The organism is Sphingomonas sp. RS2018, assembly GCF_054489605.1.
The window spans coordinates 170520-192983 of record NZ_JBTMWL010000004.1; the positions used below are offsets into that span (position 1 = coordinate 170520).

Below are 22464 nucleotides of genomic sequence, written 5' to 3' on the forward strand. Positions count from 1 at the left end.
CTATGAAGACTGAATATTCCTCCGATGCAGCCGCCGGTGACCGTCCGGGTCCGGACGCACCGTCCACCAATGGACGGTCGGATGCCTCGTCAAGCGGTCTCAACGTCCTGCTGGTCGACGACAATCCGCGCATCGCCGAATCCCTCGGCGTCGCTCTGGAGCTGGCGGGGCATCGCCATGATGCGGCGGCGGGACCGGAGGATGCGCTGTCGCATCTCGCCGCGCGGCGCTACGACGCGATCCTGCTCGACCTCAACTACACGCCCGGCCTGACCGGCGGGGACGAAGGGCTGGCGGTGCTCGCCCGGATCCTGGCGGAGGACCCCGCCGCCTGCGTCATCGTCATCACCGCGCACAGCGGCATTCGCATCGCGGTGGCGGCGATGCAGGCCGGCGCGCGCGATTTCGTGATGAAGCCGTGGCGCAACGCCGAACTGATCGAGAAGATCGAGGGCGCGGTGGCGCGCGGGCCCGCCACCGCACCCGTCGCGCCGATCGCCACCGCCGCCGCCGAACCTGCGCGGTTGCTGGGGAACAGCGCGGCGATAGCGCGAGTGCGGGAACTGATCGCCAGGATCGGCCCAACGCCGGCCGGCGTGCTCGTGACAGGACCGGCGGGGTCGGGTCGCAGTCTGGTCGCCGCCGCCCTCCACGCCGCGTCCCGTCACGCCGCCGAACCGCTCGTCCGCATCGACCTGCGCGATGCCCCGGCGTGGGATCGGATGGCAGAGCCAGCCGGCGCGTTTCTGCTGCGCCATCCCGACCGGATCGATGCGGTCGCACAGGAACGGCTGCTCGACCGGCTGCCCACCACCATCCGGACGATCGCCATCGCTGATACGCCTGCTCTGATCGCCCCCGCGCTGGCCCGCCGCATCGCCGCGATCGCGATCGCGGTGCCGCCGCTCCACGATCGCGGCGACGACGCGCTTCTTCTGGCGAGGCACTTCGCCCGGCTGGCCGCCGATCGCTACGGCCAGCCGATGCCGCGCTTCACCACCGCGGCGGAGGAGATGATCGCCGGCACGCGCTGGCCCGACGACGTGCGCGGGCTCGAGGCCGCCGTGGAACGCGCAGTGCTGCTGGGCGACGGGGCTATCGATGCGGACCTGCTGTCGCCAGACGCCCCCGTCGCGCCGATCGCGGAACAGGCGGCGCGCTTCGACCTCGACGAGGCCGAGCGCGCGATGATCGAGGCGGCCCTGCGCGAGCACCATCATAATGTCACCCACGCGGCGACCGCGCTCGGCCTCAGTCGTGGCGCGCTGTACCGCAGGATGGCCCGCTATGGCCTTTGACCGCCCGATGCCGCCGCTCGCCACGTCCGCTCAGGGCAACGGCGCCCGATCGTCGCGACAGCGCCACGCCGTCAGCCAGATGGTGAGCGGCATCGCCCTGACAGGCGCCGGGGCCGCGATGATCGTCGCCTGGCGTGCAGGGCTGTGGGGAACGCTCGCCGGCGCGTTGCTGGTGACGGCGTGGCTGATCGGGCTCGGCTGCTGGACCGCGCTGCGCGCGCCGCTGGCCGACGATCCGGCTCCCGCGCCCGACCGGCTGCCCGACGCGGCCTTGCTCCGCGCAGTGCTCGACCAGATACCCATACCGCTGCTCCGTCGCGACGCCGGCGGGGCGCGAGCGCTGAACCGGGCGGCGCGCGCCCTGTTCGCGACCGACGATCGTATCCTGCCGGTGCCCGATGCGCTGGCCGACGACACCGCGCGACACCTGCGGCACGAGGGGCGGCGCTTTCGCATCGACCGCGTCGATGCCGCGCGCGGGCCGGCGCTGGCGGTGCTGATCGACATCGATGCCGAAGAACGCGCCGCCCAGTCGCGCGCCGACGACGAGATGATCGACATCCTGGGGCATGAATTGCTCAACGGCCTGTCGCCGGTCGTTTCGCTCGCCGACAGCGCGGTGGTCGCCGCCGAGCGGATCGACCCGAAGCTGCCCGCGATCCTCGCCACCCTCGCCCGGCGGATCGAGGGGCTGGAGCGCTTCACCCAGGCCTATCGCGCGCTCGCCCGCCTGCCGGAACCGGTGCCCGCTCCGATCGCGCTCGGCGAAATGATTGAGGATCTGGCGCGCCTGTTCGCGCATCGCTTCGGGGATCGACCGACGTTGGCGACGGCGGTGTCCGGCGCCCCGGTCGCCGCAGTCGATCGCGACCAGATGACCCAGGCGATCTGGGCACTGCTGCAGAATGCCGGCGAAGCCGCAACAACGGGCGACACGCCGCCGCAGGTGACGCTCTTGCTCACGGCGGATGGCGACGGACTGACCATCGACGTCGCCGACAGCGGCCCCGGCGTCGCCGCACCCGACCGGACCCGCATCTTCCGCCCGTTTCACACGACCAAGCCCGATGGGTCGGGCATCGGCCTGTCCCTCGCCCGCCGCATCGCCCGGGCGCATGGCGGAGACCTGACCCTGCTGTCCGAAACGCCGACGACGTTCCGGATGCGGGTGCCCGGATGACGGCTGGTCGTCTTAACATTCCGCAACTACGACGACTCCAGCATCAGCGCCCGGTAAGCAGCACCAGCGGGATGCGCAGCGCAGTGCGTAGGTCGGTGGCGTCGTCGGTCGCGCCGACCTCCACCGACCAGTTCAGGCTGGCGCGATCGGTCACGCGGTACGTCACGCCGAACAGCAGCCGCCCGATCTGCAGGTCGCGCGATCGGCTTTCGGCGGTGACGGGTCCATTGGGGCCGGGCGTGATGAGGCGCGTGCGCGTCGTGGAGCCGAAGGCCCAGCTGTGGGCGTACCCCAGGTTCAGCGTGGTCCGCTGGTTGAAGGAGATGCCGATGCCGGCGCTGCCCGAGATCGCGTCGCCGGGATCGACATAGTCGATGATGACCGGCGGGATCGTCGTGTTGACGTCCTTGGCCAGGTTGAACGTATAGCCGAGCGTGCCGAACAGCACGACCGGATCGGTCGGCAGGATCGCGGTGACGCTGGGCGAGATGCCGTAGAAGCCCGCCCCCGTCGCCGCGCGCCGCGCGCGGCCCAGCTCGTCGCGGGGAATAGCAAAAGGATCGCTGCCAGTCGGAAAGACGCCCTGCAAGTTGGCGATCAGATATGGCGTGCCGCCATGACCGTCGAGCACCTGATAGCGAGCGGTGACCTCGATATCCCCGATGCCGGTGCCGCTGGTCGAGCTGTCGATCGTCGCGGCGGGGTCGTTGTTGGTGCTGCCCGCGATCGGCGCGACCACCGAATTGTCGGCGCGGTGGACGAAGGGCACGCGCACGCCCAGTTCCAGCCGATCGGTCAGGCCGTAGCGCAGCGATCCCGATGCGGTCACGACGTCCTGTCGGCTTTCGTTGATGTCGAACACGCCGACCAGCACCGCCTCGACCAGTTCGATCCCGCGGAAGACCGCGCGATTGCGATCGGCGCGGGCATAGTCGATCTGGAACTCGCCGGTCAGCTGCCCCCTGCGCGTGACGATGCTGCCCTGGCTGTTGAGCACGGCGAGTTCGATCGGCCGCTCCTCGGCGACGGGCGCCTGGCCGACCCGCTCGAGCGGGGTCACCGCCGGCTGCAGCACACCGCCGGGATCGCCGGGCGCACCGGGAGCGGCCCCTTGCGCCGCCAGCACCGCGGGCATCGGCGCGGTCGACGACGACGCTGCGACCGCCGTCTGCGCATCCAGCCGCCGCTGCATCTCCGTCAGCCGGGCTTCCTGCGCATCCAGCCGCGCCCGCTGCGCCTCGATCAGCGCGGTGGCCGCGTCGAGCTGCTTCTGGATCGACGGGCGCGCCGCCCGCCGCTGCGCCGCAGCCGGCGTCGCGACGACCGAGAGCGCCAGCCCGGCGAGCAGCGCGGCACGCACCGTGCGCACGCCGCTCATTGCCGCCCCCGCAGCGCCGACAGCGCGACATCCTCGGCGCGCAGCATCGCCCCCGCCATCACCGTCGATCCGAGATTGCGCAATTCTATCCCCACGCTGGTTTGAGTATCGATCGCGCGGTCGTTGCCCGAATTCGCGATCGCCGAGCCGAAGGCGGTGCCGGCAAGGTGCGTGATCGACAGGTCGGCGGCGCGCAACTCTGCGGTTTGCAGGCCGCCGGTACCGCCCTGCGACACGGTACCGGCGGCGGTCGACAGGCTTGTCCCCGCCGCGACCTGTTCGAGGCCGGGCGGCAGGTCGCTCGCCGTCGTCACGCCCACCGCCACGGTACGGGCGGCGATCCCGGGCAGGATCTGCACCCCGCCGCGACCGTCGAAACTGATCGTCGGCATCGCCGGCGACCCCGTGCCGGTGGTCTGCGTCCCCTCCGACGCGACCGTCTCGCCCGCCTTGGGCGCGTAGACGGCGAGCGTCGGCGTACCCTGATCGGCGCGGAACACCGACCGCAGCACGACCATCCCATCGACCGACGTTTGCGTCTGCACGGTCAGCGCGACATCGATCCCGTTCGGCAACAGAAAGCCGCCACGCTGTCGCGCCAGCTCGGCATCGGGCACGGTCACGGCCGCCAGGGGGACATCCTGTGCCAACGTCATCAGCAGCAGCAGCGACAACATCAGAACTCTCCGTGGAAGGGATTGGTGAGCGACAGCGCCTGCTGGCTGATCGGATCGGCGAAGCGTCCGCCGATCGGTGCCCGGGTATAGGCTACCCACTGCGTTTCGCGATTGAATTGCGACTTCGCGCGCGCCTGATCCTGCGACAGCACGAAATAGATGCCGTTCCACGCCCGTTGGAAGTCGGCGCGCGGCATGACCGTCAGGCCGGAGGACGGATCGCCCAGCAGGACCTCGTCCTGCCGCACTCCCTTCACGACGACGAAATGACGATAGTTCTTCACCGCGATCAGCGCGATGCCCGGAACGCCCGTCTGGGCGATCTTGTCGAGCGAGACGCGATATCCATCGGCGGTCAGGCCGTGCGTCACCAGCCAGCGCTTCATGTCGAGCAGGGAAAAGCCGACGCGGCGGATCTGCGGCTGATCGCCCTTCGCCCACATGCCGCGAAAGGCATCATCCTCACCGACATCCAGGTCGTAGTGATAGCGCAGCAGCGTCGCGAGCGCCGCCGATCCGCAGCTGAAGTCATAGCGCTGGCGCACGACGCCGTGGAAGCGATTGTCCTGCACGCTGCGCACGGCAACGCGGTAATCGCCGACCGCGCCCATTGGCGCGACGAAGCGCGACGATCCCCCGACCTGATCGGCGCATCCCGCAAGCACGGCCGGCACGATCAGGGCGAGCGCGATCCTCACTGCTGCGGTGCGATCGAGATATTGACGTTCATCGCCGCGTTGATCGCGACGTTATTGCCGGTGTTGACGTTCAGGATCGACAGCCCGGAGAGATTTTGCAGCGCGTTGTCGGAGATACGGGCGTCGCCGGTCGTCGAGTTATCGCCGACGCTGTTGCGCGATACACCGGCGTTCAGGTTCGCCACCGACAGCTGATTGGTGTCTTCACGGCCGGCAATGGCGCCGAGCGCGTCATCGGCGACGGCTCCCTCTCCGAACGGTACCGCCGGCGATACGACCGCGGCGGGGAGCGGGGCCGCGTCGGTCCGGGTAACCTGCGCCATCGCCGATGCGTACGGCAGCGCGATCAGCGCGACCGCCAGCGCGATAGGCGCGACGTGTGTGGAAAAGGGGCGCATTCGCTTCTCCTTTCCGGGAGAACGGGGAAAAGAAACCGGCCGGTGCGACGGATGTCGACACCGGCCGGCAAACGGCGACTACGGGTTGATGTCGCCGGCCGAGACGGCGACGCTGACGTTCGCATTCTGCGACGCCCCGACCCCGGTGTTCTGGTTGAGCGCCTGCATGCCGGCGAAGTTCTGGAACGAACTGCCCGACGTGCTGATGCTGTTGTCGGTCGTCTTCCCACCGGCGCCGTTGCTGTCGCCGGAGAAGGTGACGCTCGATCCGGTCACGAAGCTCGCCAGGTTGGAACTGGCGACGATCGCGTTGTCGCCGAACACGCTGGCGGTCGACGCCGATCCGGTGCCGTTCGCCGCACCGTTCGCCGTGGCGATGCGGGTCGTGTTGTTGCTGTCGTTCACCGAGCTGTCGTTGCCGCTGTCGGCAACCGCGATCGAGTTGTCGTTGTTGCTGTTGTTGGTCGAGTTGTTTGAATTGTCCGTCGTCGAATTGTCGTTGCCACTGTCGGCGACGTTGATCGAATTGTCGTTGTTGCTGTCGTTGGTCGAGTTGTTCGAATTATCGGTCGTCGAATTATTCGAGTTGTCGGTCATCGAATTGTCGTTACCGCTATCGGCCACGCTGATCGAGTTGTCCGTCGTCGAATTGTCGTTACCGCTATCGGACGTGTTGACCGAATTGTCGGTCACCGAGCTGCCACCGTTCGCAGCGAACCGACCACCGTCAGCCGACGTCGTCGTCGAGTTGTCGTTGTTGCTGTCGTTGGTCGAGCTGTTGTTACCGCTATCGGAAACGGTGATCGAGTTGTCGGTGGTCGAGTTGTCGTTACCGCTGTCGGCCACGGCGATCGAGTTGTCGGTCGTCGAATTGTCGTTGCCGCTGTCGGCCACGGCGATCGAGTTGTCGGTCGTCGAGTTGTCGTTACCGCTGTCCGACACCGCGATCGAGTTGTCGTTGTTGCTGTCGGCGGTGTTGACCGAGTTGTTCGAGTTGTCGGTGACGCTGCTGCCGCCGTTCGCCGCGAACCGGCCGCCGTCGGCGGACGACGTCGTCGAATTGTCGTTGCCGCTGTCGGCCGTATTGGTCGAGTTGTTCGAATTATCGGTCGTCGAATTGTCATTGCCGCTGTCGGCAACGCTGATCGAATTGTCGGTCGTCGAATTATTCGAGTTGTCGGTCATCGAATTATCGTTGCCGCTATCGGCGACGCTGACCGAGTTGTCGGTCGTCGAATTGTCGTTGCCGCTGTCCGCGACCGAATTGTCGGTCGTCGAATTGTCGTTGCCGCTGTCGGCGACGTTGACCGAGTTGTCGGTGGTGGAGCTGTCGTTGCCACTGTCCGCCACGCTGACCGAATTATCGGTCGTCGAGCTGTTGTTGTTGCTGTCAGCCACCGAGTTCGTGGTCGTCGAGCTGTTGTTGTTGCTGTCGTTGGTCGACCGGTTCGAATTGTCGGTCAGGACCGCTGCCAGCGAACCGTTGTTCGCGGCTGCCTGGCCGGCACTCGCGCCGCTGGTTTCCTGAGCGGAGGCGATCGACGGAGCGACGACCAGCAGGGCGGCGGCGGAGCAGGATCGAAGGAGCGTGGATTTCATGATCTGTCTTCCTCTAACGATACGCCACGCCGGGCGCCGATCGATCCGGAATGGGACCATCTGGACTTCGGGGCGGTGCGGCGCCGGAATGGCACGTCGCAGTCATCGCGCGTTTACCGTCTATTAACCTCCCCCCGGACGGGACCGATCATGCCCCCCAACCGGGCAATGGCTCTCCCCCCGTTTGGGGGTGGTTTCACATGAGCCGTGTGGGGCACCCCGGCGCAGTCAACACTGCGCTCTTCAGCATCAGCCAGACCAGTTGCGCCTGCCGGTTCGTATCGGTCTTCAGGAACACGCTCTTCAGATAGGAGCGTGCGGTCTGTTCCTGCACGTGCATCGCCTTTGCCGCATCGCCTAGCGCCATGCCGCGGGCGAGCAGCGACGCAAGCCGCGTCTCGACCGGGGACAGCCCGTATAGCCGGCAGACCGGGGTCAACAGCGGTTCCAGATCATGATCGGGATCAAAGACGTGCACCACCGCCGCCGCGTTCCCCGACGCACCACCTGCCGTCGGCGCAGGCAGCACGGCGGCGAGCAGCGGGCGACCGCTGCGGCGGTTCAGCGCCAGCACCGGACACGGCGTCGATCCGGCGTCGGCGGCATGAATCACATGTTCGATCGACGCATGCAGCCGGATCGTATCGGCCAGGCGCGTACCGCTCAGCATGGCACCGGCGCGGCGCAGTCCGTCGTTCGATGCCAGCAGGTGTTCGGCGACGGTGTTGGCGAAGATCAGCCGCCCGGTCGAATCGACGATCAGCGTCGCGACGGCGCTGCTGTTGAGTGCGGCGGCCAGCCCCTGGTTGGCGGCAAGGGCGCGGGCGCGCGACGACCAGATGCGGAAAAACCCCTGGACCATTGGCAGCATCCGGGCCGCGACATCGCGCGCGCCGGTTCGCGCCGTGCCGCCCAGGCGCCGGAAGAAGGTCGTGAGCGTGACGACGCCTTCGCCGGCCGCCATGCGCGTCGTCAGGACCGCGACCGACCCCTCCGCCCCCGTGCCCGCCGCCATCCAGTGGACCGGATCGGCGCGACCGTCTGCCGCGACGTCGCACGCGGCGGCGATCATCTCGCGCTCGACATCGGAATGCGGCTCGCAGGCGCCGCTGGCGAAAAGGAAGGCGGGCGGCGCATCGTCGGCATGCCAGGTCACGAGGACGCCGTCGGCAGTCAACGCACGTCCCAGCTCGCGGATCATCCCGGCCATCGGCTCATAGGTATCATCCGCGCTGTCCGGGAGGCTCTCGACCGAACGGCTGCGAAATTCGGAGAGCGACACCAGGGTCGCCGAGGGCGCCGCGATGGCGACGTTGTGGGAGATCATTGCCGGCACCTCGGCGCCAAGCTCGGACATCGGGCTGTCGTGTCGCGCCGGGTCGACCAGACCCTGCAACGACGCGGGTACGCTGCCTCTCCAGATATAATCGAACGCTCCGATTTCGCCATACATCGGCTCTCCCTCCGTCGGATCGATACCACGAAACCCCCTTGGGAGCGTCCGATCGCCCGGTTCGTAACCCTTAACGCCGGATTAACGACTAAGGCTATACCCTATGTAGGTGATTACTGGCAAAATCAACGGACGCCGTCGTACGAAGATGCTCTCGAGGACTGCAGTCTTGATACCGTATAATGCAGGGCGCATACAACACGGATGTAATATATCCGTTCCGTATTGCTAACTTCCGTGCACGTTGTCGTACACAACCGACGGCTTATCTATTCTTGTGACGCTTCGATTCCTACGCGAGCGTAACGACCATTGCGGGTCGCCGCGCTCGCGAGTCGCCTAGCGGCGGCGGCAGTCGTTTCTTCGCTCGAACGGCAGGTCTTTCACTTTCTTGAGGCTAAGTGGGAAACGGACGTACATGAGTGCGACCAGCTGCATCACCTCAAGTAACGGGTTGAGGTGTTCAAAGGGCGAATTTGGCTTGCGCGCGCGGGGCATGTCCTTGTCCTGCCGTGAGCAGCTCGCACGGACACCGGTGCATCTGATTTGACGGAGCACGAGGGGCTGCTCGTTTCCGGATTAGGCATTTGAGCCACCCTCCCGACCGATCGTCAGTCATTGCAGCTGCTTTGGCATCTCCGCGCGAACCTACGGCACCAATCATAGCTTACCTTGTTGCTTCCAGAATAACCGCTGTCGCCTCGTCCGGCATGTCCCACATCGGAAAATGCCCGCTATGATCGAACCAGTGCAGTGTTGCGGACGGGAATGCTGCGATCGCGCGGGCCGCCTGACGGGGCAGGCACAGTCGGTCATGCTTGCCCCAGCCGATAACAATGCGTTTCGTCGGGTCAGCCGCAGGGCCGGCCTGTTCGGCGCCGCTGGCAAGATCACCTACGAGGTCGTCGAATGTCTCGGTGTCGGTGATGCTGGTGAGCTCGGTGCGCACCAATTCGGGCGACAGGGCGGAGGGCTTCGCCGATAATTGGGCCAACAACGCCGTACGCACCGTGGCACTGCGACTGATCGCTGGCAGGCGCGATCGCAGGACACGCAGCAACTTTGCGGACAGGCCTATTGTGACGCGGAAGAATGACCGCTCCCAACCACGCCAGAACCCACCAGGATCGAGCGCGACGACGTTGCCGACCTTTCCTCGTCTCGCCAGCTCGAGCACGATCCGGGCGCCCATCGAGCTACCGACGACATCGACACCGACCAGGTCGTTATCGACGAGATAGCGCTCAACGCTATCGACCAGCCCGGCGAAGGTTCCGCTGTCCTGCTCCGCCGGCGTCGCACCATGGCCCGGGAGATCGATGGCAAGGACCGATCGCTCTGTTGCCAGTCCATCCAGAATTGGCTGCCACGCACGCCAGCTACTACCCAAACCATGAATGAGTAGGAGCGGCTTGCCAGCGCCGCGATTTATCTGATGCATACGAAACTCCTGTTCGCGCCACTCAACGACCGCGGGGGCGAAACGGCGCCAGTAAGGATCGATGTCCTTCGATCAGCGTCTATCGCGGCGGCGCATGTCCATGCTCACGCGTCGATTTGTTCATGGCGTCGCGGGGGTGCTGTCCTGCTGCCGGCGGGTGTCGCCGGCAAACAGCGGCCCGAACCGGCTCCACCCGAGCCGCACCGTCTCATGGCGGATCTCATTACCGCGCCCGAACACCGGGTCTGTCACGTTCCACAGCGACAGCGAGAACGGACTTACATCAGCACGACCAGCCGGAACGGCCAAGCGGGGTTTCGGGCGGGGGGCATGTTCCCTGTCCTGTCCAGCATCGCTAAAAGACCGTCGCATTTCACTTTGACGGCACCGCCGGTCGGCATGCTGGCAGCTCGCTAACATATGTCGAAGGCTCCGGCACGATCGTCATACTCGTTGGTTGGCATCGCGAGGAGCCCCAATGATCCGCCATCATCACGACAGATATCGTAAGACCCGCGCAAACGCTGTCTACCGCTGCCCGGCGACCGCGGCATGATCCACCCCGACGACGCGGCCGGCGCCGGCGCGCACTCGCCCCTAGATGTTCCGAAGGCAGGCTGGCTCGCTATCCTGAAACGCACCTGGGCCGAAACCGGCGAGGACAATATCGGGCTGATCGCCGCCGGCATCGCCTTCTACATGTTCGCCGCGATCGTGCCGTCGCTGGGCGCGGTGGTGCTGAGCTATGGCCTGTTTGCCGATGCCGACACCGTGCGCCGCAACGTCGAGGCGATCTTCTCCGCGATGCCGCGCGAGGCGGCGACGATTATCACCGAACAGCTGCTGACGGTAATCGACAGTTCCAAGAACAAGCAGGGCTTCGGCCTCGTGCTCGCTCTCGGGCTGGCCTATTACGGCGCGACCAAGGGCGCCGCCGCGATCACCACCGGCCTCAATGTCGCTTACGACGTCAGCGAGACTCGCGGCTTCGTCCGCACGACGCTGCTGAGCCTCGGCATCGTCGCGGGCGGCGTGGTCCTCGTTCTGGCCGCGGTCCTGTCGACGATGTTGCTCGCGTTCCTCGAAAGCCTGATGCCGAACGCGGCGGGCTTCGTGCTGTCGCTCGTCAGGATCGGCGGCTATCTGGTGCTCGCCGCCCTCGTCGTCACCGCCGCGGCGGCGCTCTTCCGCTTCGTGCCCGATCGCCGGCAGGCGCGCTGGGTCTGGCTGTCGGCGGGCGCCCTGCTTTCGACCTTTGCGTGGCTCGCCGGTACGTCGCTGTTCGGCCTCTACGTCTCCAATTTCGGCAATTACGGCGCGACCTATGGGTCGCTCAGCGCGGTGATCGTGTTGCTGACCTGGCTCTGGCTCACCGCCTATGTCTTCCTGCTGGGTGCCGAGCTGAATGCCGAGGTTGAACGACAGGTCGATGGCCGCGCTACCGACGAGGACACCGCGACGCCATCTCTCGCGCAGCCGCAGCCTGAAGATGGCGACCCCGGCGACCGCACGACGACGACCAATATCGCACCCGTCATCGGCGTCGTCGTGAACGGCGTCGCGGCGACCGCCGGTTTCGCGCTGCTACGCCGCGGCCATGTCGCCGGCATCGCCCTGCTCGCGCTAGCCGCGGCGCGCAGCTGGCGGCGCAAGTTGCCCGTTCGCCGTTCGGACAAGGTCGAGGCGGTGCTTTTCGACATCGACGGCACGCTCATCGACAGCAACGATCTGCATGTCGAGGCGTGGCATCGGGTCTTCATCGAAGCCGGCCACTCGGTCGATCCCGGCGCGATCCGCGGACAGATCGGCAAGGGTGGCGACAATCTCCTTCCGGCGCTCTTGCCCAACCTGACCAAGCCGGCGCAGCGGACACTGGCAAAGGATGCCGGTACGCTGTTCAAGCGGGAGTTTCTCCAGCGAGCGAAGCCGTTCCCCGGCGCCCGACAGCTGATCGAGCGGGTCCATGCGGACGGCAAGAAGATCGCGCTGGCGTCCTCGGCAAGTCGGGACGAGGTGGAGCATTATATCGGGCTGCTGGGCATCGCACATCTGATCGACGCAACGACGAGCATCGACGACGTCGAACATACCAAGCCGGCGCCCGACATCTTCGCCGCCGCGCTGAAGAAGCTCGGCGTGCCGGCGCGTGCGGCAGTGGCGGTAGGCGACACACCTTATGACGTGCAATCCGCCGGCGGGGCCGGGATCGCCACCATCGCAGTGCTGTCGGGCGGCTTCTCGCGACGTGAGCTGGAAAAGCCCGGCGCCGTCGCAATCTACCCCGACGTCGCGAACCTTCACGAGAACTACGCGACCTCGCCACTGAACCGAACCTGATTTCGCTATTTTCAACTCGACCTCGAAAGGTTGCGCACACATCATCTTTGGTGCGCATTCGTACCAAGAGCGACGTCGACCTGATCGAGGTTAGGTTCTTGAAAGGTCGAGGAACTTGCTCACCGGTACGCTGTTCTGGCTCACGACAATTGTGACAGGGAACACGATGAAACTGATGTCGACAAGAGCCGCCATAATTGCATCCGCGAGCTTCGCTGCGATGATGCCTACATTTGCTGAAGCCCAGTCGATGGCCGCGACGAACGCGCCGCCGCCACCGGTCGCACGTCCGGTGCCCACCCAGCCTGCCGCGGCTGCGGCTGACATGCAGGCCGTGCTCGACGCCCATGCCGCGCTGCGTCCGCAGCCGATCGAGACGCTGACGCCGGTTAAGGCCCGCCTCCAACCGTCCGCCGCCGATGCGACGAAGGCAGTGATGCGCCAGAAGGGTATGTCCACCGCACCCGATGCGGCAGTGACCACGCGCGATCTGCCGTACGGGTCCGATCCGATGCAATACGCCCGCGTCTACAAGCCCGTCGCCGCAACATCGGGCACGCTGCCGGTCATCGTCTACTATCACGGCGGCGGGTGGGTCATCGCCGACGTCAACACCTATGACGCCGCACCACGTCTGCTTTCCAAGCAGTTGAACGCGATCGTCGTCTCGGTCGAATATCGTCACGCACCGGAGTTCAAGTTTCCGGCGCAGCACGACGATGCCGCCGCCGCCTATCGCTGGGTGCTGCAGAATGCCGCGTCCTGGGGCGGCGACACGACGAAGCTGGCAGTCGCGGGCGAGAGCGCCGGCGGCAATCTGGCGGTCGCCACCGCCATCTATGCGCGCGACAACCGCCTGACGGCGCCGCTGCATATCCTCTCCGTCTATCCGATCGCGAACAGCAGCAAGACGCTGCCGTCGCGCACCGATTCAGCGAACGCGAAGCCGCTGAATGCGGCGATGCTGGATTGGTTCGGCCATTATTACGCCCGCACGCCTGCGGACATGATGGACCCGCGCATCAACCTGGTGAAGGCGAACCTGCGCGGTCTGCCGCCGACCACGATCGTCAATGCTCAGATCGATCCGCTGCGCTCGGACGGCGAAACGCTGGCCGAGGCGATGCGCACGGCGGGCAACCGCGTTGAGCAGCGCACCTTCGCCGGCGTGACGCATGAGATGTTCGGCATGGGTGCGGTCGTCCGCGGCGCGTACGACGCCAACACCTACGCGATCGAGCGACTGCGCACGGCATTCGGCCGGCGTTGATCGCGATCGCGTCCTTCCTTCAAAGATTGGAATTCATCATGAAACGACTTGACCTCATGTTCGGCCTGCCGATGGCGGTACTCGCAATACCCGCCGCGGCGCAGGTCATGACGCCGACGGAATATGTCACCACCGCCGGCGCGAGCGACCTGTACGAGCGCCAGTCCTCGCAACTGGTGCTCGAAACCACACGCAACGCCGACCTGCGATCGTTCGCGACGATGATGATCGCGCATCACACGAAAAGCACCGCTGACGTGACCGCCGCCGCAGTGCGCTCGCGCGTGCTGCCGAAGGCGCCGGCGCTCACCCCGACGCAGGCCGAAATGATCGCCCAACTGCGCGCCGAACAGGGACCGGCCCGCGATGCCGCCTATATCGCGCAGCAGAAGGCCGCACACGGCCAAGCGCTGACGGTGCAGCAGGCCTATTCCGCGAGCGGCACGGCGCCAGCCTTGAAGGCGACCGCGGCCAAGATCGTGCCCGTCGTGCAGTCTCACATCGCGATGCTGATGAAGATGTAATTTAACTGGTCGGGCGCGCCCGCGCCCGACCTCACCCTCGTATCGAGATGCGAATTCGCAGCGGCTGAGTTCCGACAACGCATACGATGGCGGTATACATCGTCTGACAAATCTGAAGCTGGTTTGCGGGCGCGAGGCCTGTGCCCGCCCCTACCCGCCTTGTTTGCCGACCGGCGGATTTGGATTGACGAAGCCTGTCAGCTTCCCGGTTGAACATAGGGCACGCCGGCGAACAGCTCGCGCTGCCACCGTCTTGGATCGTCCGCGACGCGAGCCGCTGTATCGACGATCAGGGTCGCACGGCGGGAAAGCTCATATTTTGGCCAGCGAATAGCCCCGCGCACCGCCGGATCCCCCGATGCGGCGAAGGCGACGAAGCGGTCCTGCAAAGCCCTCGATACGAACCGCACGTCGGCGTCATTGCCGATGCCCGCGCCCGGCGCGTCCGGCGTGCCGAACACCATCGGCACGTCGATGCAATGGAATGCTCCCCGGCGTGGATCGGTGCGCGACGTGAAGTCGGTCTGGTAAAGCCATACCGGTGCTCCCGCCCGTGCGCGGGCCTCGGCGACCTCAAGTTGCCCGCGCCAGCTGCGGCCGTCCGTCGTGGCGCGGAAATAGACGTCGGCCGCGCTCGTATCGGGCAGGCGCCGGCGATATTCGGCGACGACGCGTTCGGGTGCGATATCGACCGGCAGTTCGGCGGCGATGCGATCGCCCACATTTCCCCAGTTCATCGTCCGCACGAAGTCACCGTCCGGGTCGGAAAACGCCCGCATCTCGTCGCGCGCATTGCCCGTCAGCATCGGGATACCGCGCGACTGCAGCGGCGCATCGGGCCAGAACGGGTGGCGATCGAGCACGCGCATGTCGAGCACCGGCCCGAAGTAGAGTGCACCCCCGACGAGCGGGTCTTCGGTATCGAGCGCCGCGATCAGCCGCTCGACCGGCAAGGTCGCCGCCTCGGCCGGGCTCGCTTTCAACCGCGTCAGATACGCCTGCGCGCGCCGCGTGGCATTGAGCGGTCCCGACGCCGTCACCTGCTGTCCGCTCATCGTCGCGGCGCGGTGGATCAGGCCACGTGCGGCAGGCATCGCCAACAGCGTGGTCACCTTGCCACCGCCGCCCGAGTCCCCGAACGCCGTGATCCGCGAAGGATCGCCACCGAACGCCGCGATGTTATCGCGAACCCAGCGCAGCGCGAGCGCGAGATCGAGCTGCCCGGCATTGCCGCTGTCGGGATAGTCGGGAGAGAGCCGCGCGAGATAGAGATAGCCGAGTGCGTTCAGCCGGTGATTGAGGGTCACCACCACCACACCGCGCCGCGCCAAATGCTGACCGTCCGTGATCGGATCGCCCCCGCTGCCGAACGCATAGGCGCCGCCATGGATATAGACCATCACCGGCAACTTTGCGCCCACGCGGGCGTCCGGTGTCCAGACGTTGAGGACGAGGCAATCTTCCGACTGCAGCCCCCGTTTGCTCCGCTGCGGACAGACCGGACCGAAGCCGACCGCCGATATGGGGTCGCGCGCAGGCGGCTGGGCGACCGGGGCCTTGAACCGGCCTGCACGGCCGTAGCGGATGCCGCGAAAACTCGCGACGCCGTCCGACGCCTGCCCCACGAACCGCCCCGCAGGGGAGGTCACCCGCGCCTCACAGGTCCGACCGAAAGCCGCGCCCGCCGTCGCCAGCGACAGCCCGCCCGCCAGCACCGTCCGGCGCGTCGCGCCGCTCAAGGGTGACCGACCGCGCGGGAGGCCGCGACCGCCTCTGCCAGCAGAATATTCACCAGCCGCAGCCGGATCGTGCTGCGGGACCACACGATGCCGATGCGGCGACCGATCTCAGGCGTCGGCAGTGGCAGCCGCGCGATGTTCAGCCCCTCGGGCCAGGGCGGCGACCAGTCGGGCACGATCGACACGCCCAGCCCGCGATCGACCATCACCGCGATGGCGTTCAGCGCGTTCAGCTCGAAGCGTTCGTGTGGATGGATGCCGGCCTTGCGTAGATATTCGTCGGCGTGGCGCCCGCCCCACTGGTTACGGTCGTAGCGGATCAGCGGCTCGTTGCTCAGCAGGTCGTGGACGTCGCGGTGCGCCAGTCGAGACGGCGCCAGCACGATTAGCGGCTCCTCGCGCAACACGCGCCAGTCGCTGGTCTTGGGCAACGGATAGGGCGCTTCCAGCACGAAGGCGGCGTCGAGATTACCCGCCTCGACCTGCGCGTAGAGCTGCGCCGAATTGCCCGATTCGATGTGAACGGTGATGTCGGGAAACCGCGCACTGACCCGCGCCAGTATCTCCGGCAGCATGCCCATCAGCGGGGTCGTGCAGGCGCCGAGATGGAGTTCGCCACTCAGCGCGTCGTCGTTGGCGATGCTCTTCAGGTCGGCGGCATCGCGCAGCAATTGGCGCGCGTGGGTGAGAATGCGCCCACCTTGTTCGGTCATCCGCATCGTCCGCCCGACCCGGACGATCAACGGCGCGCCCAATTCCCGCTCCAGTGCCTGCAGCTGCTGCGCGATGGCCGAGGGGCTGAGGTTCAGCGTGCGCGCGGCGGCGGCCATCGATCCCTGATCGACCACCGATACGAACGTCCGCAGGAAGTGAATGTCTATGCCAGCCGCTCCGGTTGCACGTTGGCGTTACCGCGCCGACCGCCGCCGGTGAAGACGGTCAGCCCGTCGATTTGGCCGCGGGTCGGCGGCGGGAAGAAGAAGCTGGCGATATAGCCGATCACGATCGACGCGACGATCGCGATCGCCAAGTAGAAATAGGGATGCACCAGCGCGAAAATCCAAGCGATGAGCGTCAGCACCGCGGCGCCGACAATGCCGATCGCCGTGCCCTGCCAATTGGCGCGGACGGTGAACATGCCGAGCGTGTAGGCGCCCGCGCAACTGCCACCCAGCAGGCCGAACAGCTCGATCGTCAGGTCGAGCAGCGAGCGGATCTCCAGCCGCGACAGGATGACCGCGATGCCCACGCCGACCAGCCCGACCAGCACCGTCATCCATTCGGCAAAGCGCACCGCCTGCTTCTGCGTCGGTGGCGTACGCTTCAGCTTCTCGTAGAAATCGACCGACAGCAATGTAGCAACCGAGTTGATCGTGCCGCTGAGCGTCCCCATCGCCGCCGCGAAGAGCCCGGCGATGATGATGCCGGTCACGCCGTGCGGCAGTTCGGTACCGATGAAGCTGGGGAACACCGCATCGACCGGCAGCAGCGGATCGAGTCGGTCCGGCCGCGCGCGGTAATAGGCGAACAGCGTCGTGCCGATGATATAGAACAGGATGCCCGCCGGCAGCAGGATCGCCGCAAAGAACCACACCGACCGGCTCGCCTGTTTTTCGGACGAGGTCGACAGCACGCGCTGCATCAGCACCTGATCCTTCGGGAAGGTCAGGATCGTGTCGAAGGTGTAGAGGATGATGAACCCCCAGATCGTCGGCGTCGTGAAGTCGAAGCTGACGTTGACCAGCTTCGTCTTGTCGAACTGCGCGGCGGTATCGACGATCTGACTGAAGCCGATGGCGTGGACGATGAAGCCGATCGCGAAGATCGCGCCCGACATCAGCACGATGACCTGGAACACGTCGGTCCACACCACCGCCTTCATGCCGCCGAGTGCCGTGTAGACGATCGTGCACAGCCCGATGATGAGGATGCACAGGATGACATTGGTACCGGTGATCGTCCCGATCGCGAGCGCGGGCAGAAACAGCACGATCCCCATCCGCCCGCCGACGTGCATCAGGATCGCCATGCCCGACGACAGCATGCGGATCGCGGGGTGGAAGCGGGTTTCGAGATAGCTGAACACCGACACGAGGTTCAGCCGTCGGAACAGCGGGATGACCCAGAAGGCGACGGCCATCAGCGCGAAGACCGTTACGATCTTCGACATCAGATATTGCCAGTCGGTGTCGAACGCCTTGGCCGGCACTGCCAGATAGCTGATCGAACTGGTGTTGGTCGCGAACATGCTGACGCCCGCCGCCCAGAACGGGATGGCGCGGCTGCCGAGGAAGAACTCGCTGGTCGACCCCATCCGCGACCGCTTCCAGAAATAGAAGCCGATCCCGAGCATGCCGGCGAGGTAGGTGATGATGATCGTCCAGTCGAGCCAGCCGAGCGGGCGACGCTGCAGCTCCAGCGCGGCGGCGGACACGGTGCCGTCGGCACGGACAGCGACGATGCCGTTGCCATAGGGCGCGATCGCAGCACCCTGCGCCAGTCGATATCCAAGCGGTGCCCAGGCGTCGGTGATCGTGCTGTAGCTGTACCAGCCGGCATCGGCCCCGCCGCCGACCAGATACAGCAGCGACGCCTGCCCGATCGCGCGTGACGATCCGGCGACGACCGGACCGGGTGCCGTCGTGCGAACCACCCAAGCGTCCTTCGGCGTCCAGCGCAACTGGCGGTCGCCGCTCGCGCCGCGAACGGTCAGGAACAGCGCGGTCCCCCGTGCCGCCAGCGCGACCGGCGTGCCGCCGCCGGGCCACGCGGGCAGCGCGGTCCACGCTCCCCCGGTCGATGGCAGGCGGAACAGTTGCGGTGTGCCGTCTCCCTCTGCGCCGGCAATCGCCAGCGTATCGAGCGACACGGCGGCCTGCGGGCCGGTCAGCGCGACTGGCAGCGGTGGGAGTGGTCGAAGGCGCAGCGTGTCGCCGTCGATCGCGACCTCCGCCGCCCGATCGACCCGCCCCGCGCCGCCCAGCAGCAATATGCCACGCTGACCGTCGGTGACGCCCGCCACCCCCTGTTCCAGCCCAGTTGCCGACAGCCGCTGCCAGCCGCTGTCGCTGCGCAGGATCGCGGCGACGCCGCCCCGTATGGCGACCGGCTGCCCCGCGACCGCGACCACGATCGGCGTGCCGGCGCCCGGCAGACCGACGAGCGCAGGTAGGGCGCGCGATCGGACCACGGTGACACCGCCCTCCTCCGCCGCCGTCGCCGGCGTGGCGAGGCCCGTCAGCAAGATCAGCCAGCACAGGGCCCAGCAGCGCGCGATCATCGTTCCGGTCATTCCCCCATATCCTGGCCAAGCAAGGCGCGGGCCTGCGCGATCGCCGGCCGGTCGATCATCTCGCCGTCGAGCGTGAAGGCACCGTGTCCCGTCACCGCTGCGGCGTCCGCCCCCTCGACGATCCGCCGCGCGCGCTCCAGCATCGCCGCGTCGGTGCCGAAGATCGCATTGGCCGTCGCGACCTGCCTCGGATGGATGCAGCTCTTGCCGACGTAGCCTAGGCTGCGCGCCAGTTCCGCCTCGCGTCGAAACCCGTCCATGTCGGCGATGTCGGGCCAGGCGCCATCCACCGCGAAGCATCCCGCTTCGCCAGCAGCCAGCCGGATGGTCCACAGCGCGGCATGGACATGCTCGCTGCGCCGACGCTCGATGCCGAGCGTCGCGAACAGATCGTTCAGCCCGACCTGCAATCCCGCGACCGAAGGATGCGACGCGATTTCGGCGGCGCGCGCCAGAGCGCGCGCGGTCTCGATATTGGGCAGCAATCGCGCCGCCCCGCCGATCGCAGCCGCCGCAGCCTCGACGGTCGCGGCGTCGTCGCATTTCGGTATGTTGAGCAGATCGACGCGCACGCCAGCCAGCGCAGCGACGTCGTCAGCGAAGTGCGGCGTATCGAGGCCGTTGACGCGAACGATGATCGTCTTGGCGCTGCTCTGCGCCGCATCGCTGGCGAGAAACTCGCGCAATCGCGCGCGCGCCGCCGCCTTGCCATCGGCCGGAACGGCGTCCTCCAGATCGAACGACAGCGCGTCGGCATCTCCGGCCAGCGCCTTGGCGAAGAAGTCGGGACGCGCGGCCGGGACGAACAACTTGCTACGCATTGCGACCCTCCCCTCGTCCATCCGCGAGCACGCGCCGGACCACAGGAAAGCTATCGTGTTGCGCGACTGAGGCGCAAGCGACATCGCCACACCGCGTAAAACCTGTGGTGTGAACGCAGGGCTGCCCGTTTTATTCGGACGAACGCCGCCGATACACTCGTCGCAAATAACTAAGGGAGGGGATTATGAGGAACTTCGCGCGCGCCACGGCGGCTACGCTTCTGATGTCGACGGCCTGGACTGGCGCTCACGCCCAACAGGCCGCATCGCAACCCACCACGCAGGACACGACGGCCGACGAGGACGAGCGCGACGGCCCCGACGTCATCGTCACCGGCACCCGCACGCCAAAGGCGGTCGACAAGGTTCCGGGCGCAATCACCATCGTCTCGCCGGCGGACGTCCAGCGATCGCTGGCCATCACCGAGGATCAGACTGCGGTGTTGTCGAAGAACGTGCCGAGTTATTCGGAATCGAACCAGTCCTCGAATACGTTGGGTCAGACCCTGCGCGGTCGTGTCGCGCTTTATCTGCTCGACGGCATTCCGCAATCGACTCCATTGCGCGACGGCAGCCGCAACGCGACGTTCACCGACCTGGCGGTGATCGAGCGGATCGAGGTGATCGGTGGCGCATCCGCCGCAGAAGGCATCGGCGCCGCCGGCGGGGTCATCAACTACATCTCCAAGCGCGCGACCCGCGACGGCCTGCACATCAACGCCGGCGGCCGGTTCGGCACGCAGCTGGAGGACGACAGCGAAAGCTGGAAGGTTCAGGGTGATCTCGCCTACAAATCCGGCGGCTTCGACGTGTTCGTGGCGGCACAATATCTCGATCGCGGTATGGCGTACGACGCACGTGGCCGGCGCATCGGCCTGTCGTCGTCCTTTTCGCTCGCCGACACGCGGCAGAAAAACGTCTTCGCCAAGGCCGGCTTCGATTTTGGCGAGCAACGGCTCGAACTGACGGGCAGCTATTTCCGGCTGGAGGGCAAGGGCAACTACTATTACGTCCCGGGCAGCCGCGCCTCGGGCCTTCCCGATACCGCCGAGCGCGGTCAGCAGCTCGTCAACGGGCAGAACATCCTTCGTCAGGAATTCAACGACTTCAAGCAGACCGCGCTGAACTATAGCCACAACGATCTGTTCGGCGGCAGCCTCGTCGCGACCGCCTATTACGCCAAGCAGGCGATGCGCTTCGCGGGCGAGAACGGCGTCGACCGCCAGGATCCGCTGATCGCGCCGCTCGGCACGCTGGTCGATCAGTCGGAGATCAATTCGAAGAAATACGGCGTGCGGAGTTCCTACACGCGGCCCGATTTCGTGGTCGACGGCTTCGAACTCCGCTTCGGTTTCGATGCGGTCCACGACACCACCGAGCAGCGGCTCGCTCTGACCGATCGGGTCTGGGTGCCGCCGTTGAAGTACACCAGCTACGCGCCATACCTGCAGCTGACCTACGAGGCGGGTCCGGTAACGCTGACCGGCGGCGTTCGCCATGAAGACGGCAGGATCAAGGTCGATGACTATACCACGACCTACTTCCGCAATCGGGCTTTCGTGTCGGGCGGCACGCTGAAGTACACCAACGACCTGCTCAACGCCGGCGTGGTCGTCAGGCCGGGTGCAGGCTTCTCGATCTTCGGTGCCTATACCGAGGGATTCACGCTGCCCAACATCGGTATTCCGCTGCGCAATATCAGCGTGGCAGGCCAGAGCGTTGAGGGTATCACCGACCTGCAGGCCGTCGTCTTCGAAAACAAGGAAATCGGCGCGAACTGGCGCGGGCGCTGGGGCAGCGTCGGGGCGTCCTATTATCGCTCCTTCTCGCCGCTTGGCTCGACCTTCGCAGTCGATCCGGTCACGCTCGACTTCATCCTGCAGCGGCGGCCGGTCCGGATCGAGGGCGTCGAGGCGACGGCGGAAGTGCGGCCCACGCAGCAGCTCCGCTTCAATGTGCTCTACAGCCATCTGAAGGGCTTCACGACCCGCGCCAACAACGTGGTGACGCCGGTCGATGTCGAACTCGGCATCGTCAACATCTCACCCGACAAGCTCGGCCTGACCGGAACATGGCTACCGACCCCGGACGCTTCGATCTCGCTCGGGATGGACAAGCTGATGGGTCGCGAAACCAATCAGGGCGAGCGCACCACGGGCCGTGTGCTGTTCGACCTGACCGCGAAGTATCGGGCCAAGGGCGTAGGCGAATTCTCGCTCGGCGTGGAAAACCTGTTCAACAAATATTATTTCCTCGCCTTCTCGCAGATCGACTTCTTCCAGAACTATTTCGCCGGTCGCGGGCGGGTAGTGTCGCTGAACCTGCGCAGCGATTTCTGAAGCCCCGGGCGGTCGCAGGA

19 protein-coding genes are annotated in these 22464 nt (G+C 66.5%); 6 read left to right on the forward strand and 13 right to left on the reverse strand.

The genetic code is table 11. The features are described 5' to 3' along the window. Positions 1 to 2 precede the first annotated feature (2 nt). Positions 3 to 1298, forward strand: coding sequence for a sigma-54-dependent transcriptional regulator (locus tag ACX40P_RS13145; protein WP_459126809.1), 1296 nt, complete (start codon positions 3 to 5; stop codon positions 1296 to 1298). Continuing rightward, on the forward strand, positions 1288 to 2478 hold the full coding sequence (locus tag ACX40P_RS13150; protein WP_459126810.1) for a sensor histidine kinase: 1191 nt from the start codon (positions 1288 to 1290) through the stop codon (positions 2476 to 2478). Before ACX40P_RS13145 ends, ACX40P_RS13150 begins: the two co-directional genes overlap by 11 nt. Positions 2479 to 2521: 43 nt before the next feature. On the opposite strand, the gene ACX40P_RS13155 is transcribed toward ACX40P_RS13150, so the two are convergent. The 8 genes from ACX40P_RS13155 to ACX40P_RS13190 form a co-directional block, all read right to left on the reverse strand. Then, positions 2522 to 3856: a transporter gene (locus tag ACX40P_RS13155; protein ID WP_459126811.1), complete on the reverse strand. Its 1335-nt coding sequence runs from the start codon at positions 3854 to 3856 to the stop codon at positions 2522 to 2524. Further along, positions 3853 to 4533, reverse strand: a complete 681-nt coding sequence (locus tag ACX40P_RS13160) for a hypothetical protein (protein WP_459126812.1) — start codon at positions 4531 to 4533, stop codon at positions 3853 to 3855. The genes ACX40P_RS13155 and ACX40P_RS13160 overlap by 4 nt, the downstream gene beginning before the upstream one ends. Next, entirely contained in the window at positions 4533 to 5231 is a 699-nt protein-coding gene (locus ACX40P_RS13165) for a C39 family peptidase (protein WP_459126813.1), read from the reverse strand. Before ACX40P_RS13165 ends, ACX40P_RS13160 begins: the two co-directional genes overlap by 1 nt. Beyond that, positions 5228 to 5629 carry a hypothetical protein gene (locus ACX40P_RS13170; RefSeq protein ID WP_459126814.1) on the reverse strand — a complete coding sequence of 134 codons (402 nt, stop codon included), beginning with the start codon at positions 5627 to 5629 and terminating at the stop codon, positions 5228 to 5230. The genes ACX40P_RS13165 and ACX40P_RS13170 overlap by 4 nt, the downstream gene beginning before the upstream one ends. Positions 5630 to 5707: 78 nt before the next feature. Further along, positions 5708 to 7228, reverse strand: coding sequence for a beta strand repeat-containing protein (locus ACX40P_RS13175; protein ID WP_459126815.1), 1521 nt, complete (start codon positions 7226 to 7228; stop codon positions 5708 to 5710). A 196-nt stretch (positions 7229 to 7424) separates the two neighbouring features. Next, entirely contained in the window at positions 7425 to 8681 is a 1257-nt protein-coding gene (locus tag ACX40P_RS13180) for a helix-turn-helix transcriptional regulator (protein ID WP_459126816.1), read from the reverse strand. A gap of 667 nt (positions 8682 to 9348) precedes the next feature. Further along, the gene (locus tag ACX40P_RS13185; protein WP_459126817.1) at positions 9349 to 10122 is read right to left on the reverse strand and encodes an alpha/beta fold hydrolase; all 774 of its coding nucleotides are present in this window, start codon (positions 10120 to 10122) and stop codon (positions 9349 to 9351) included. Between the two features lie 120 nt (positions 10123 to 10242). Continuing rightward, positions 10243 to 10374, reverse strand: a complete 132-nt coding sequence (locus ACX40P_RS13190) for a hypothetical protein (protein ID WP_459126818.1) — start codon at positions 10372 to 10374, stop codon at positions 10243 to 10245. 300 nt (positions 10375 to 10674) lie between these two features. On the opposite strand from ACX40P_RS13190, the gene ACX40P_RS13195 reads away from it, so the two are divergent. Continuing rightward, on the forward strand, positions 10675 to 12459 hold the full coding sequence (locus tag ACX40P_RS13195) for a YhjD/YihY/BrkB family envelope integrity protein (RefSeq protein WP_459126819.1): 1785 nt from the start codon (positions 10675 to 10677) through the stop codon (positions 12457 to 12459). Between the two features lie 90 nt (positions 12460 to 12549). Here the strand turns inward: ACX40P_RS13195 and ACX40P_RS13200 are convergent, their stop codons facing one another. Beyond that, positions 12550 to 12786 (reverse strand): hypothetical protein, encoded by a 237-nt coding sequence (locus ACX40P_RS13200; protein WP_459126820.1) that lies wholly within the window; start codon positions 12784 to 12786, stop codon positions 12550 to 12552. On the opposite strand from ACX40P_RS13200, the gene ACX40P_RS13205 reads away from it, so the two are divergent. Further along, positions 12785 to 13729, forward strand: coding sequence for an alpha/beta hydrolase (locus ACX40P_RS13205; RefSeq protein WP_459126821.1), 945 nt, complete (start codon positions 12785 to 12787; stop codon positions 13727 to 13729). The genes ACX40P_RS13200 and ACX40P_RS13205 overlap by 2 nt on opposite strands. 38 nt (positions 13730 to 13767) lie before the next feature. Further along, positions 13768 to 14253 carry a DUF4142 domain-containing protein gene (locus ACX40P_RS13210; protein WP_459126822.1) on the forward strand — a complete coding sequence of 162 codons (486 nt, stop codon included), beginning with the start codon at positions 13768 to 13770 and terminating at the stop codon, positions 14251 to 14253. 197 nt (positions 14254 to 14450) lie between these two features. Here the strand turns inward: ACX40P_RS13210 and ACX40P_RS13215 are convergent, their stop codons facing one another. Genes ACX40P_RS13215 through ACX40P_RS13230 form a run of 4 tightly spaced genes read right to left on the reverse strand, consistent with a single transcriptional unit; the run spans position 14451 to position 20105 of the window. Next, positions 14451 to 15992, reverse strand: coding sequence for a carboxylesterase/lipase family protein (locus tag ACX40P_RS13215; protein ID WP_459126823.1), 1542 nt, complete (start codon positions 15990 to 15992; stop codon positions 14451 to 14453). Continuing rightward, positions 15989 to 16873, reverse strand: coding sequence for a LysR family transcriptional regulator (locus ACX40P_RS13220; protein ID WP_459126923.1), 885 nt, complete (start codon positions 16871 to 16873; stop codon positions 15989 to 15991). The genes ACX40P_RS13215 and ACX40P_RS13220 overlap by 4 nt, the downstream gene beginning before the upstream one ends. Continuing rightward, entirely contained in the window at positions 16870 to 19284 is a 2415-nt protein-coding gene (locus ACX40P_RS13225) for a sodium:solute symporter family transporter (protein WP_459126824.1), read from the reverse strand. The genes ACX40P_RS13220 and ACX40P_RS13225 overlap by 4 nt, the downstream gene beginning before the upstream one ends. Next, positions 19281 to 20105: an HpcH/HpaI aldolase/citrate lyase family protein gene (locus tag ACX40P_RS13230; protein WP_459126825.1), complete on the reverse strand. Its 825-nt coding sequence runs from the start codon at positions 20103 to 20105 to the stop codon at positions 19281 to 19283. Before ACX40P_RS13230 ends, ACX40P_RS13225 begins: the two co-directional genes overlap by 4 nt. 185 nt (positions 20106 to 20290) lie before the next feature. Here ACX40P_RS13230 and ACX40P_RS13235 point away from each other — a divergent pair, with 185 nt between their 5' ends. Beyond that, on the forward strand, positions 20291 to 22444 hold the full coding sequence (locus tag ACX40P_RS13235; RefSeq protein ID WP_459126826.1) for a TonB-dependent receptor: 2154 nt from the start codon (positions 20291 to 20293) through the stop codon (positions 22442 to 22444). Positions 22445 to 22464 lie beyond the last annotated feature (20 nt).

Excerpts from the sequence above, each read along its gene's own strand:
- ACX40P_RS13225 (WP_459126824.1), bottom strand. The coding sequence starts at position 19,284 with ATGACCGGAACGATGATCGCGCGCTGCTGGGCCCTGTGCTGGCTGATC.
- ACX40P_RS13160 (WP_459126812.1), bottom strand. The coding sequence starts at position 4,533 with ATGTTGTCGCTGCTGCTGCTGATGACGTTGGCACAGGATGTCCCCCTG.
- ACX40P_RS13235 (WP_459126826.1), top strand. The coding sequence starts at position 20,291 with ATGAGGAACTTCGCGCGCGCCACGGCGGCTACGCTTCTGATGTCGACG.
- ACX40P_RS13195 (WP_459126819.1), top strand. The coding sequence starts at position 10,675 with ATGATCCACCCCGACGACGCGGCCGGCGCCGGCGCGCACTCGCCCCTA.
- ACX40P_RS13210 (WP_459126822.1), top strand. The coding sequence starts at position 13,768 with ATGAAACGACTTGACCTCATGTTCGGCCTGCCGATGGCGGTACTCGCA.
- ACX40P_RS13185 (WP_459126817.1), bottom strand. The coding sequence starts at position 10,122 with ATGCATCAGATAAATCGCGGCGCTGGCAAGCCGCTCCTACTCATTCAT.
- ACX40P_RS13175 (WP_459126815.1), bottom strand. The coding sequence starts at position 7,228 with ATGAAATCCACGCTCCTTCGATCCTGCTCCGCCGCCGCCCTGCTGGTC.
- ACX40P_RS13230 (WP_459126825.1), bottom strand. The coding sequence starts at position 20,105 with ATGCGTAGCAAGTTGTTCGTCCCGGCCGCGCGTCCCGACTTCTTCGCC.
- ACX40P_RS13170 (WP_459126814.1), bottom strand. The coding sequence starts at position 5,629 with ATGCGCCCCTTTTCCACACACGTCGCGCCTATCGCGCTGGCGGTCGCG.
- ACX40P_RS13155 (WP_459126811.1), bottom strand. The coding sequence starts at position 3,856 with ATGAGCGGCGTGCGCACGGTGCGTGCCGCGCTGCTCGCCGGGCTGGCG.
- ACX40P_RS13200 (WP_459126820.1), bottom strand. The coding sequence starts at position 12,786 with ATGTCAGCCGCAGCCGCGGCAGGCTGGGTGGGCACCGGACGTGCGACC.
- ACX40P_RS13180 (WP_459126816.1), bottom strand. The coding sequence starts at position 8,681 with ATGTATGGCGAAATCGGAGCGTTCGATTATATCTGGAGAGGCAGCGTA.
- ACX40P_RS13205 (WP_459126821.1), top strand. The coding sequence starts at position 12,785 with ATGCAGGCCGTGCTCGACGCCCATGCCGCGCTGCGTCCGCAGCCGATC.
- ACX40P_RS13145 (WP_459126809.1), top strand. The coding sequence starts at position 3 with ATGAAGACTGAATATTCCTCCGATGCAGCCGCCGGTGACCGTCCGGGT.
- ACX40P_RS13150 (WP_459126810.1), top strand. The coding sequence starts at position 1,288 with ATGGCCTTTGACCGCCCGATGCCGCCGCTCGCCACGTCCGCTCAGGGC.